This is a genomic window from Pseudomonas sp. R25(2017), from assembly GCF_002112565.1.
GTDB lineage: Bacteria > Pseudomonadota > Gammaproteobacteria > Pseudomonadales > Pseudomonadaceae > Aquipseudomonas > Aquipseudomonas ekonensis.
This window is the reverse complement of the sequence record NZ_NEHZ01000025.1, coordinates 20898-33294: the sequence shown is the minus strand read 5'-3', so window position 1 is coordinate 33294 and position 12397 is coordinate 20898. Positions and strand designations below refer to the sequence as shown.

Below are 12397 nucleotides of genomic sequence, written 5' to 3'. Positions count from 1 at the left end.
CGGTCAGCCCGCTGACCGAACGGCGACGACACGCTCCCTTTGGGCGGCGCGTGCCGTCGTGCCCGGTGGGATGGATGCACAGAGGAGCGAAACAGATGAATGCCTCAAACAACGCGATCGGCAACAGCGGTGCCGGACCGCTGAAATTTCGCAGCCTGGGCGGCTGGGTGGAGCGCCCGATCGACCTGCAACCGGAACTCGTCGGCGACGAACAGGCCGATGTGATCGTGGTCGGTGGCGGTTTCGCCGGGATGTCGACTGCGCTCGAACTGAATGCGGCCGGCGCCAAGGTCATTGTCCTGGAACAGGAGTTCGCCGGGTTCGGCGCCAGCGGACGCAACGCCGGCTATCTGCTCGGCAGCATGGGCATCGAGTTTGACCTCTTCGTCAAACGCGTCGGACTGGAAAGGGCCCGGCAGTTCGTCCGGCTCTACGACGACGGGGTGATCTATGTGGAAAGGCGCTTGACGGAGCTGGGCATCGACTGCGACTACAACCCCTCCGGCGTCATCCGCGCAGCGGTCCATCCTTCCCAGGAAAAGCGCCTGCGCGCCAACATGAAGCTGGGGCATGAGTTGGGTTCGGTGACGCGCTTCATCGACCCGGCGGAAATGCGTGCCCGTGAAATCCCGCCGGCCTTCCTGTTCGGGAGCGGGCAATGCGGCGGCACCCTGAACCCCGGCAAGTACATCTCCGGCCTGCGCCGCGCGGCGCTCGCCGCCGGCGTGAAACTGTACGAACGCACGCCGTTGCTGTCCTTCAGCGAAGGACCGTCCATCACCTGCAAGACCCCGTCGGGCAGCGCGACCGCACCGGTCATGGTGCTGACGACCAACGCCTACACCCCCCAGTTGGGGCTGCTGCGCAACAAGGTGGCGCCGATCCGGGTGTCGGCGATCGAAACCCAGCGACTCTCGCCGGAGCAATTGGCGTCCCTGGGCTGGAAGAACCGGGAAGGGCTGATCACCCCGCACTTCACCATGGAGAGCCACCGCCTGACCGCCCACGACACGATGGTGCTGACCACCAAACAGCTGGGCTACGCCTACGGTTCCAAGACCCCCAATGTGCCGGACGACAGCGCTTATGCCGCGTTGGTGCGCGGGCTGCGCGAGCGCTTTCCCACCTTGCAGGGCCTCGGCATCCAGCATTGCTGGAGCGGCTACATCAGCGCGGCCTACGACGCATTGCCCGTGGTCGGCACGACCGGCGAGAAACACAACATCTTCTATGCGGCGGGCTGCTCCGGCCACGGCCTGGCCTCGCAATCGGTGATGGGCTCGTACCTCGCCGCACGGATCAACGGCACGGATCCCTCGCACCTGACGGCGCTGGAGCACAAGACGCCTTCGATGCTGCCCGAGCCGTTCCAGTGGTGCGCGTTGAAGACGGCGTTTGCGGCGGCCAAATGGATGGATGAACGAACCAACCGCAAAGTCCGCGAGGACAGCGCCCGCAAGCGCTGAAAACCCTGGCGCAGGTAAGGCGCCACAACACTATAAGAGGCTGTCATTGTGGAACTGATCGATGCGTGCGCACTGGTCTCGTGCATTGTCCTGGTGATTTCCGGGCTGTGCTACGGGGTGGGATTCATCAGAAAAGGCAATTACCTGCTGGGGCTGGAGTTCCTGATCGTGGGTATCTCTGCCACGAACTTCACCACTTACATCGCCACGGGCTGGAAAGGCAATTACGAGGTCGCGCTGTTTCTCGACGCCTTTTCGCGGGGCGTCGGCGTGCCGATCATCGCCACGCTGGGATTGATGGCCGTCACCCATGGTTACAAGCCATCCCGGGCGAAAGACATCACGCTGTTCGTCGGCGGATTTGCCGCGACCTTTTTCTACTACCTGTCCGACTTCACCAAAGGGGCGCTTCCTTACTTCTACGTGGTGATGTGGTCTCTCTACACCGTGTACCTGTGCTACTTCACGTGGCGGCTGGTGCGCGCAGGCGCCGGCTTCCATGCGCTGGCGACCGCGCTGGGCGGGGTGGCGGGGCTGACCATCGCGCTCAGGTATGACTTCTTCCCCATCGCCGGGGATGACACCAAGTTGGTGTTCATGACCCTCGCTTTCCTGACCTGGTCCTACTCGATCGTGCAGTCGTATTACGCCTACGGCGCCTTGGAGCGAACCCGCAAAGTGGCTTCCCGCTCGCTGCTGGGCGCCAGGTAAGGCTCAAGCCTCGCGATGAGGCGGATGTGTAGGACAGCAATCAAGTTCAAACAATAACAAGGTTGATTCTGGAGGTTTGCCATGCGTCGTTTCGGATTCGCTTGCTTTGGCGTCGCCCTGACCCTGAGCACCATCTACGTACTGAAAACAGAGTTTGTGAGGCTGTCACCCATGCCGCCGACCAAACATCCGATCGTCAGCATGAGCGATCTCTTCAAGCATATGTGAAGCGGGCAGGACAGCCCGACCCGATTCGAATTGCCGACGCGCGCCGACACAGAAGGTTCTACGCCGGTGCAAAAGGGATCGGGGCGCCCCGTGGCGGGGCAGCGCGAGGCGGAACACCGGGTGCGTACGGAGTGGGGCCTGAAATGGCCCTTGGGGCCCGAAGGGTCGAGTGAATCTTCGTAACAGGTGTTTCCATATTTTACAGAGCAGTGCGGGCCGTCGACGCACACAAATTCACAGCCAACCCATAACCCATTGATACGCCTGCGAAAAATCCAAATCCACGGATTTTGGCATATGGCTTGCTTTTCTGATCTTCGGACTTGATCAAATGATCATGTCAGGTGATCTACCCATGAGGCATCCAGCTTTTCTTGCATTTGGCGGTCGAGCCGCCGGTTAAAGCCCCCTGAGGATCTTGCAATGAATGACGTAGTTGAACATCCAAAAGGCGCAGTCTTTCCCCGTCATGCCATCCGGCAACTGATCGTGGGGATCGCTGCAGCGACGGTGGTGTTTTCGGCCCAGGCCGAGAGCGTGGAGCCCGCCATGCTGGGGACGAAGCTGACCCCCTTGGGCGGTGAGGTCGCCGCCAGCAAAAGCGGAGACATTCCGGCCTGGACGCAGCCGGGGCCCCAGGGCGCGGGATGGAGTTACGGGCAGGTCCGTGGCGACTTCTGGAAGTTCAAGGGCGACAAGCCCCTGTACAGCATCGACTCGAACAACGTCGTCCAATACGCCGCCAAGCTGTCTCCCGGCCAGCTTGAGCTGTTCAAGAAGATTCCCGGCTACCGCATGGATGTCTACCAGACCCGCCGCACCTGCGGCGCGCCGGACTTCGTGGCCGAGAACACCAAGCAGAACATCGGCTTCGCCAAGCTTGACGCCGCGGGGCTCGCCCTCGAAGAAGCCCATGTGCCCGGCATTCCGTTTCCTGCCCCCAAGAACGGCGCCGAGGTGATGTGGAACATGAAGATGCGTTACCGCGGCGTCGGCGTCGAAATCCCGCGCAGCGTTTCCGGGATCTCGCCGCGCAAGGGCGGGGAGTGGTCACGCCAGTCGGTGGACATATTCTTCTTCACGCCGTGGGGCAAGAAGGGCAGTGCGCTGTTCTCGTCGGTCGGGCGCCTGGAGAACGCCACCTTCTTCAACTACCTGGAGCCGGCGGCGCTGGCCGGTCAGGCCGCGGTGCAGACCGCCGTCGCCGGCGAACAGGCCACCACCTTCTACTACTTCCCCGGCCAACGCCGTGTGCGGCGCATGCCGTCGTACTCCTACGACGCGCCGCAGATCGGCCTCGACAACCAGTACACCGTCGATGAAGGGAACGTGTTTTTCGGCACCATGGACCGCTTCGACTGGAAGCTGGTCGGCAAGCAGGAGCTGCTGGTGCCCTACAACATGTTCGGCGCCTACGACACCGCCGCCAAAGTGGAAGCCTTCGCCGGCAACGACTCGGTGGCGCCGCAGGCACGCCGCTATGAGCTGCACCGCGTTTGGGTCGTCGAAGCCAACGTGCGCCAGGGCATGCGCCACCAGGCGCCGAAGCGTCTGTTCTACATCGACGAGGACAGCTGGAACGCGGTGATGGCCGTCGACTACGACAAGCAGGGGCAGATCTGGAAAGTGCGCGAAGGGCTCTCCACGCCCGTGTACGAAACCGGCACCTGCGATGTGGAAGCCCAGATCCAGTACAACCTGGTGGACGGCCGCTACCTCTTCGACATGACCACGGTCGGCGCGGGCAAGAGCGACATCCGCTGGCTCACCGAGGACAACGCCAGCCCGCGCCTGAAAAGGGATTTCTTCACCTCCGATAACCTGCGAGCCATCAGCGAACGCTAACGAACGTCGTCAGATCGAGAGCCAGCATGAAAAAAACAATTACGAAAGCTTCAGGCCTTGTCATCGCGTGCGCCACCCCATTTGCAATGGGCTTCACGTTTGAAACCGAAACGATCCGCGGCTCGTTCGACTCCACGATCACCGCAGGCATGGGCCTGCGCACGGAGTCGCGCGCCTGCAACCTGATCAACCAGGGCGTCACCGGGCACAACGCGCCCTCGGGCTGCCTGGCACAGAGCTCGGGTGTCGCCGACCAGGGCGACCTGAACTACGACCGCGGCGACCTGTTCACCAACTACCTCAAAGGCACGCACGAGCTGCTGCTCAAAATGCCCAACGACGTCAGCTTCTTGGCGCGCGGCAGCTGGATCCGCGACTTCGCCGCCACCGACACCACCGGCACCCAGTCCTTCAACACCCCCGCGAGCGTCGGCAGCGACGGCCTCAGCGACTCTGCCCACGACGACCTCGCGTTCAAGGCCCGACTGCTCGACCTGTGGGTGAGCAAGGGCTTCGACGTGGGCGAACAGCGCGTCCGGGCGCGCCTGGGCAACCAGGTGATCAACTGGGGCGAAAGCCTGTTCGTGGCCGGCGGCATCAACAACACCAACGCCTACGACTACCAGGCCCTGGCGCGCCCCGGCGTCCAGCTCAAGGAGGCCGTGCTGCCGGCGCCGATGCTCAGCGTCGCTTCCGGCCTGGGCTCGGGGCTCAACATCGAGACCTACTACCAGTTCGGCTGGAACAAGAGCGAATTGCCGCCGGTGGGCAGCTACTGGTCCACGAGCAACGGCCCGGGCAAGGGCATGGGCGATTACGGGTTCTCCGACAAGAAGGCCCGCGACAGCGGCCAGTGGGGCCTTTCGCTGCGCTGGCAGCCGGAGGACAGCGACATCAACTACGGCCTGTACGTGATGCGCTACCACGACAAGTTGCCGACTTTGAGCGTGGCGCTCGATCCGAACACCTTCGCCGTGGCACCCACCTGGGAGTACCAGGAAGACCGCATGATGTACGGCGTCAGCGCGAACATGCCGATCGGCGACTGGGCGGTCGGCACTGAGCTGTCGTACCGGCCCAAGGATGCGGTGATGCTCAATCCGGTCGTCGACCTGTGCGCGAACAACGGCGGCAAATGCTGGAAGGACGAAAAGAAATTCCAGTGGCACCTGACCGGCCTGTACAGCTTCACGCCGTCCAACTCGCCGACGCTGCTGGACTTCACCGGGGCCAGCACCGGCACCTTGCTGTCGGAACTGGTGGTCATCAAGTACCCGGGGCTGCATGACGAGGTCAACGGCGAGCCGCTCGCGCCCGGCCTGAACACGTGGCAACTGGATCCGGCGATCCCGCCCAAGGCCCACGGCAACAAGACGTCCTCGGGCATCAACCTGGACATGAGCCTGACCTACGACGGTACGTTGCTGCCGGGCTGGCAAGTCACGCCGGGGATCTTCTACTCGCGCTCGCTGGGGGGACGCACGCCGAACCTCACCGCCACCTTCACGGAAGACGCCAGCAGCATGAACCTGTACCTCAACTTCGTGCGCAACCCGGCCAGTTGGCAGGTGAACCTCAACTACGCCAAGTTCATGGGCGGCGACACGCCTTACGACCAGCTCTACCGTGACCGAGATTATGTCGGCATCGCGATCTCCCGCTCATTGTGAGGCCTGCCGTGAATGGTTCTGTGAAATTGACTGAAGCAAGGACGCGCGGCCTGCTGCCGCGCGTCGAGGGCGTCCTGTTCGGGCATCGCCGGCTGGTGCTGGCGAGCCTGGCCGTCTTCACCCTGATCATGGCGTGGTTCGCCGTACAGCTGCGCATGGATGCCGGCTTCGAAAAGCAACTGCCCATCGGCCACGAGTACATCAAGACCTTCGAGGCCTACCGCAACGACCTGATGGGCGCGAACCGCCTGACCATCGTGGTCAAGGCCCGTCACGGCGCGATCTGGAGCGCGCCGGGCCTCAAGCGGCTCTACGACGTCACCCAGGCGATCACCTTCCTGCCCGGCGTGTCCCGCAGCAGCGTGCGTTCGCTGTGGACGCCCAATGCCTTCGTCAACGAGATCACCGAAGAGGGCTTCCGGGCCGACCCGTTGGTGCCGGGGACGGTGACGCCCGAACGTCTGGACGATGAAATCATCGCGACCATCGCCAACTCCAGCGCCCAGGGTGGCTTCATCGGCACCCTGGTCTCGCGGGATCAGAGCAGTGCGATGATCACCGCGGAGCTCAATGAGTTCGACGCCAACGGCGCCCACCTGGACTACGTCGCGTTCAACCACGCGCTGGAAAAGGAAGTCCGGCAGCGCTTCGAGGACGGCGATTTCGAGATCCAGATGATCGGCTTCGCCAAGCAGATCGGCGACATCGCCGACGGCGCTTCGGCGGTGCTGGAGTTCTGCCTGCTGGCGTTGCTGCTGACGGCGGCTGCGGTCTACTGGTACTGCCACTCGCTGCGCTTCACCTTGCTGGCCTTGGTGTGCTCCCTGGCGTCGCTGGTGTGGCAGTTCGGCAGCCTGCGCCTGTTGGGCTACGGCCTCGATCCGCTGGCGGTGCTGGTGCCGTTCCTGGTCTTCGCCATCGGGGTGTCCCATGGCGTGCAGCAGATCAACTTCATCGTGCGTGAGATCGCCGTCGGCAAGAGCGCCGAGCAGGCGGCGCGCGCAAGCTTCACCGGGCTGCTGGTGCCCGGCACTTTGGCGCTGGTGACGGCGCTGGTGTCCTTCGTGACGTTGCTGCTGATCCCGATTCCCATGGTGCGGGAGCTGGCGATCACCGCGTCGCTCGGTGTGGCCTACAAGATCGTCACCAACCTGGTGATGCTGCCGTTGGTGGCGTCCTTGCTCAAGGTGGACGACAAGTACGCTGCCGCGCAGGAAGTCTCCCGCCAGCGCCGCACCCGCTGGCTGCACGGCCTGAGCCGGCTCGCCGAGCGGCGCAACGCACAGTGGGTGCTGGGCGTGGCCTTGGCGGTCTTCGTGGTGGCGATCTGGCAAAGCCATGACCGGGTCGTCGGCACACTGCAGGCCGGCGCCCCTGAGTTGCGCGAAGACTCGCGCTTCAACCGCGACGCCGTGTCCATCGCCAGCAACTACGACATCGGCCTCGATTGGCTTAGCGTGGTGTTCGAGGCCAACCGTGACAGCACCGGCGAAGACAGCCAGGCTGCCTGCGAGAACGTCGCGGCGGGGCAGTACCAGGACCGTTTCGTCTGGGCCATGCAGGGCGTGCCCGGGGTTTTGTCCGTCGCCTCGTTCTCGTCCACCATGCGCCAGTTCAACGAGGGCTACAACGAAGGCAACCCGAAGATGGGCGCGGTGCCCATCGACCCGATGAACTACGCCGCACTGGCCACCGAAGTCGCGCGCACACCCGGGCTGATGCGTTCCGATTGCAGCATGTCGGCGGTGCACCTGTATCTGGCCGATCACAAGGCCACCACGATCAACCGGGTGGTGGACGCGGCCAAGGCCTTGCGCAGCGAAAACCCGTCGCCCGACGTCACGGTGCGCCTCGCTTCCGGCAACGCCGGCGTGCTGGCCGCCATCAACGAAGAGGTGGAGAAGAGCGAAACCCCGATGCTGCTGTACGTCTACGCCGCCATTGCGTTGCTGGTGTTCGTCGTCTACCGCGACTGGCGGGCGGTGCTGGTCTGCTGCCTGCCGCTGACCATCGGCACCTTCATCGGCTACTGGTTCATGAAGGAACTGCAGATCGGCCTGACCATCGCCACCTTGCCGGTGATGGTGTTGGCGGTGGGCATCGGCGTCGATTACGCGTTCTACATCTACAACCGCCTGCAACTGCACCAGGCTTTTGGCCAGCCCATCACCAAAGCCGTGGAGCATGCGTTGCTGGAAGTCGGCATGGCGACCATCTTCACCGCCATCACCCTGGCGATCGGCGTCGCCACCTGGGCGTTCTCCGACCTCAAGTTCCAGGCCGACATGGGCAAGCTGCTGGCGTTCATGTTCATCGTCAACATGGTCATGGCCATGACCGTGCTGCCGGCCTTTGCGGTCTGGCTGGAACGGGTTTTCCCGCGCAGGCGCCCCGTGCGCATGATCGGCGCGCTGATGCATTGAGGAGAGAGTCATGCGTAACGGTTTTTTGTCCATCGGCGTGTTGATCGCCGCAATGCTGCCGCCGTTTTCCTTGCAGGCTAAGCCGTTGCAGGTGGTGCCGGCGGTGCAGTCGGAACATGCCAGCCAGGCCACCATGCTCGATGCGGTCTGGGCCGGCGAGCGGGTGGTCGCGGTCGGCGACCACGGGATCGTGCTGCTGTCGGACGACCACGGTAAAAGCTTTCGCCAGGCCAGCTCGGTGCCCCTGTCCACGCCGCTGACGGGGGTTTCGTTCGTCGACGCCAAACGGGGCTGGGCCGTGGGCCATTGGGGCGCGATCCTGGTGACTGCGGACGGCGGCGACTCCTGGCAGGTCCAGCGCATGTCCAACGAAGAGGACCGGCCGCTGTTCGCCGTGCATTTCTTCAATGCCCAACAAGGTGTCGCCGTGGGGCTGTGGTCCCTGGTGCTGACCACCGAGGACGGCGGACTGACGTGGACGGAGCAGACCTTGCAAGCGCCACCCGGTTCGAAGAAGGCGGACCTCAATCTGATGGGGCTGTTTGCCGATGGCCAACACAAACTCTATGCCACCGCCGAACACGGCCAGGTTCTGCTTTCCGAGGATGAAGGCAAAAGCTGGCGGTACATCAGCACCGGTTACGAGGGCACGTTGTGGTCCGGCGCCGTGTTGGCGGACGGCAGCCTGCTGCTGGGCGGCCAGCGCGGCACGCTGATGCATGGCACGGCCGAGGGCAAGGACTTTCGCCGAGTGCCGACCCAGAGCAAAGGTTCCGTCACCTCGGTGGCGGTGTCCGGCGGTCGGGTGCTGGCGGTCGGGCTGGACGGGCTGATGATGAAGAGCAGCGATGGGGGAGAGCGCTTCGAGGAGAGTCAGTCGGTGGATGGACTTTCGCTGACGGCGGCACTGCTCGACCCGCAAGGGGCGCCGGTGCTGTTTTCCCGCCGTGGCGTGTTGCTCACGTCGTCGACAGGGCAGTGAAAACGGTTCGGGGGAAGGCGGTTGCCTTCCCCCGAACCTTTTGCATCGGTCAGAGCTTGAGGTCAGAGCTTGAGATAATCCGCCAGGTCCGCGTAGTCATGCTGCCACAGACCCGGGCTGGCAAGGGGGTACTGCGAACGGAAGCCGATGATCTTCTGCACGCGAGGGGAAAGGGTTCTGACCACTTCAAGCGGCACGATCAACGGATAGGCTTCCTCGGGCGTCAAGATCGAGGCCTGCAGCGGGATCGTCAGGCCACGACGGAATTGGTCGGCCGTGACGTTGGCGCCGCCGCCATGAACCACTTTGCCCCCGAACAGCACGGCGTCACCGGCCTTCAGCTCGACGGGAATGGTCATCTCGGGCGATCCCACATCCTCGAAATTGTCCCAATCCTGGCTGCCTGGAATCACCCGAGTCGCGCCGTTTTCTTCGGTGAAGTCGGTCAGGGCCAGCATCAGGTTGGTGATGGCTCGCGGCGCATGCTTGTCCATGGCCACGAACGGATAGTACTGGGCCGAGTCCCGATGCAGCATCTGCGCGGTGTTGCCCGGGCCGATCTCGATGAGTTGCGCGGTGGTCAGCCACCAGTCGCCGCATTCCGACTCGTAAAGTTCACGGCCGATTTCGTGGAAGAGGTCATCATCGAGGATCTCTTCGCGGAATGTCTTGCTGTAGGTAATGAGGTTGGTGAGCCGCTTGGTTTGATAGCCATGAAAATCCTTGACCAACTGAAGTTCATGTTTCGAACCGGCATTCAACGCCGCAAGCGGTGCGTCCAGTTCGTGGTTGAGGCGTGCGACTTGCTCCGGCGTCATGAAGCCCCGGATGATGACCGCACCCGCGCCGTCACTGAGCGAGACGATTTCCTGCGCTGAGTTTGAGCGGGTGACGATAGGCAGGCTGGCGGTTGAATTTCGATCGCTGGACATTGAAGCGACTCCAATTAAAGAGGAACGGATTTCGCGCAGGCGGGCGCTCAGAGACGCATTGAACTGCGTCACTGGACAGGCCGGCCGTTACGGAAGTGACTGCACTGAACTCAAGACAAGTGTGCAGAAGCAGGGTGCTTCTTTAGGGTCATTTGGTTCAGGCAGTGGGTTCATGCTATTTTTGCCGGGCACTTTCGACAAGATACAAAGTGCACCATTCCAATGGCTTTTTTGGGTTGATTTGAACATAACATGAACACCACCGCACAACCCTGGCCACGCCCGTCGGAAGCCGTTCGCGAGCTCATGCGCAAAGGCGCGGAGAGGGCGCAAAGCCTGCCGCCGGAATGGATCGAGCGCCTGAACCAGTCACTGTTTTCGTCGCCCGAGGACGAGAAGCTGCTGGAGGATCCGGTGATCCTCGCGGCGTGCCGACGGGCCAACCGCTCGGAGCTGCTGCATTGGGCGAACGCCAACATGCAGCGCCCTGGCGAGCCGGTGGGGGTTTATGTGTCCGCCGACATGGTGGACACCGCCCGGGAGCTGGCGCGCAGAGGGCTGTCGGAAGTCCTGATGAACTCCGCCAGAACCACGCAAAGCGCGGCCTGGGAAATGTGGATGAAGATGGCCTTCGGCCTGACGCAGGATCCGGTGCTGCTTGAAGAGTTGCTGGAGGTGTCGTCCCGCTCCATCTCGGAGTTCATCGCCGGCAACATGCGGGTGATCACCCAGATCGTCCTGGAAGAAAAGAGCGCACTGACCCACCACGACCACATCGACAAGCGCAGCCTGGTCACGCGGCTGCTCGATGGCCGCGACGTGGACACCGAACAGTTGAGCCAGCGGCTGGGCTACTCCCTCCAGCAGAAACACTATGCCTACGTCATCTGGAGCGAGATCCAGGATGCCGAGATCCGCCCGCTGGAAGAGATGGCCCGCGCCCTGGCTCGCCTGACCGGCACCGCGGCGCCCCTGATCGTGTTTGCAGGTCCCGCCACCGTTTGGCTCTGGGCCGGCGCGGCAAAGCCTTTGGACCCAAGCTTGCTGCAGGGCGTGGTTCAGCAGTTCCCGAAGATCCGCGCGGCCATCGGCTCTCCTGCGGCGGGCCTGAACGGCTTCCGGCGTTCGCACCTGGAGGCGCTGAACACGCAAAGCCTGGTGGGGCGCCTGGCCGGCGCGCCGGCGGTCACCCGCATCGACCAGGTGCGGATGGTTTCCCTCATGACCCAGGACGCCCGGGCGTCCAAGCAGTTTGTGGTGAGTACCCTCGGTCGGCTGGCGACCGAGTCCACGGTGCTTCAGCACGCACTGCATGCGTTCCTGGCCAACGGTTGCAACATCACCCAGACCGCCGAGGCCCTGGGCACCCACCGCAATACGTTGCTGCGCCGTCTGGAGCGGGCCCAGGACCTGTTGCCCATCGAGTTTGCCGACCACCGTATCCAGATTGCCGCAGCCCTTGAACTGTTGATCTGGAACACCCCGCTGAATGAAGACGACAGCCTTGCGTGAGTCGGTTCCGCTCACGGTTCTGCCATTCGGTTCCTATATTGTTGATCATCCCTGTTTGCTGTTTTTGAGGAGCTGTCGATGCACCCCGTAACCCCGGCAGAAGAACGTCGTTTCGCATTCGAAGCCCGCCGCCTGACCATCGAAACGCTGGTCAAAATCTATCTTGAGCAAATTTCCGTCTCGCGCGGATTGGTGACGGTGTACCTGCGCCTGATGTTCACGCTGTCGCTCGGCGCGTTGGCCGGCGTAGTGACGCTGTACGGCGCGATACTGCGCTTCAGCGTGTCCGCCAGCCTCGACATGATCACTGCGCTGGAGGCGGGGTGCGCGGTCATGGCCCTGGGCTCGCTGGTGGCTTCCGCCATGCTCTCGGCCCGCGCCTTGCAGCAAGGCGCGTTCGACGCGGCGCCGTTCCTGCATGATCCGTTTCCCAATGCAGGCTCGGTGATCGACTCGATCTTCGAGTCGAAGGACCTCGACGAGCAGCAGATACTCGAACGGCTGTATTTCGCGGTCGGCAAAGTGGTCGAGCATCAGCCCAAGCTTCGGGTCAGCACGCGGGTGACGACGATGCTGCTGATCTTCGGGCTGCTGATGACCGGGGCTTCATTCCTGATTTGAGGTTTCG

10 protein-coding genes are annotated in these 12397 nt (G+C 63.3%); 9 read left to right on the top strand and 1 reads right to left on the bottom strand.

The genetic code is table 11. The annotated features are described in order from the left end of the window. Nucleotides 1-95: 95 nt before the first annotated feature. The 7 genes from CAG31_RS25855 (at nucleotide 96) to CAG31_RS25830 (ending at nucleotide 9325) form a co-directional block, all read left to right on the top strand. The gene (locus tag CAG31_RS25855) at nucleotides 96-1466 is read left to right on the top strand and encodes an FAD-binding oxidoreductase (protein ID WP_085586566.1); all 1371 of its coding nucleotides are present in this window, start codon (nucleotides 96-98) and stop codon (nucleotides 1464-1466) included. Nucleotides 1467-1514: 48 nt separating this feature from the next. Beyond that, nucleotides 1515-2177 (top strand): hypothetical protein, encoded by a 663-nt coding sequence (locus tag CAG31_RS25850; RefSeq protein WP_085586564.1) that lies wholly within the window; start codon nucleotides 1515-1517, stop codon nucleotides 2175-2177. An 81-nt stretch (nucleotides 2178-2258) separates the two neighbouring features. Continuing rightward, the gene (locus CAG31_RS28525; protein ID WP_170930071.1) at nucleotides 2259-2405 is read left to right on the top strand and encodes a hypothetical protein; all 147 of its coding nucleotides are present in this window, start codon (nucleotides 2259-2261) and stop codon (nucleotides 2403-2405) included. A gap of 423 nt (nucleotides 2406-2828) precedes the next feature. Beyond that, nucleotides 2829-4250 (top strand): DUF1329 domain-containing protein, encoded by a 1422-nt coding sequence (locus CAG31_RS25845; protein ID WP_085586562.1) that lies wholly within the window; start codon nucleotides 2829-2831, stop codon nucleotides 4248-4250. 26 nt (nucleotides 4251-4276) lie between these two features. Continuing rightward, nucleotides 4277-5920, top strand: a complete 1644-nt coding sequence (locus CAG31_RS25840) for a DUF1302 domain-containing protein (RefSeq protein ID WP_368665201.1) — start codon at nucleotides 4277-4279, stop codon at nucleotides 5918-5920. 8 nt (nucleotides 5921-5928) lie between these two features. Further along, the gene (locus CAG31_RS25835) at nucleotides 5929-8343 is read left to right on the top strand and encodes an RND family transporter (protein ID WP_085586558.1); all 2415 of its coding nucleotides are present in this window, start codon (nucleotides 5929-5931) and stop codon (nucleotides 8341-8343) included. Nucleotides 8344-8353: 10 nt separating this feature from the next. Continuing rightward, a complete protein-coding gene (locus CAG31_RS25830) occupies nucleotides 8354-9325 on the top strand; it encodes a YCF48-related protein (RefSeq protein ID WP_085586555.1) in 972 nt (323 codons plus the stop codon). Between the two features lie 62 nt (nucleotides 9326-9387). Here CAG31_RS25830 and CAG31_RS25825 read toward each other — a convergent pair whose 3' ends face one another. Next, a complete protein-coding gene (locus CAG31_RS25825) occupies nucleotides 9388-10257 on the bottom strand; it encodes a phytanoyl-CoA dioxygenase family protein (RefSeq protein ID WP_085586553.1) in 870 nt (289 codons plus the stop codon). A 252-nt stretch (nucleotides 10258-10509) separates the two neighbouring features. Between CAG31_RS25825 and CAG31_RS25820 the strand changes: the two genes are divergently transcribed. Together CAG31_RS25820 and CAG31_RS25815 are read left to right on the top strand one after the other, a co-directional pair. After that, nucleotides 10510-11769 carry a CdaR family transcriptional regulator gene (locus tag CAG31_RS25820; RefSeq protein WP_218189833.1) on the top strand — a complete coding sequence of 420 codons (1260 nt, stop codon included), beginning with the start codon at nucleotides 10510-10512 and terminating at the stop codon, nucleotides 11767-11769. 78 nt (nucleotides 11770-11847) lie between these two features. Further along, nucleotides 11848-12390, top strand: coding sequence for a hypothetical protein (locus tag CAG31_RS25815; protein WP_085586551.1), 543 nt, complete (start codon nucleotides 11848-11850; stop codon nucleotides 12388-12390). Nucleotides 12391-12397 lie beyond the last annotated feature (7 nt).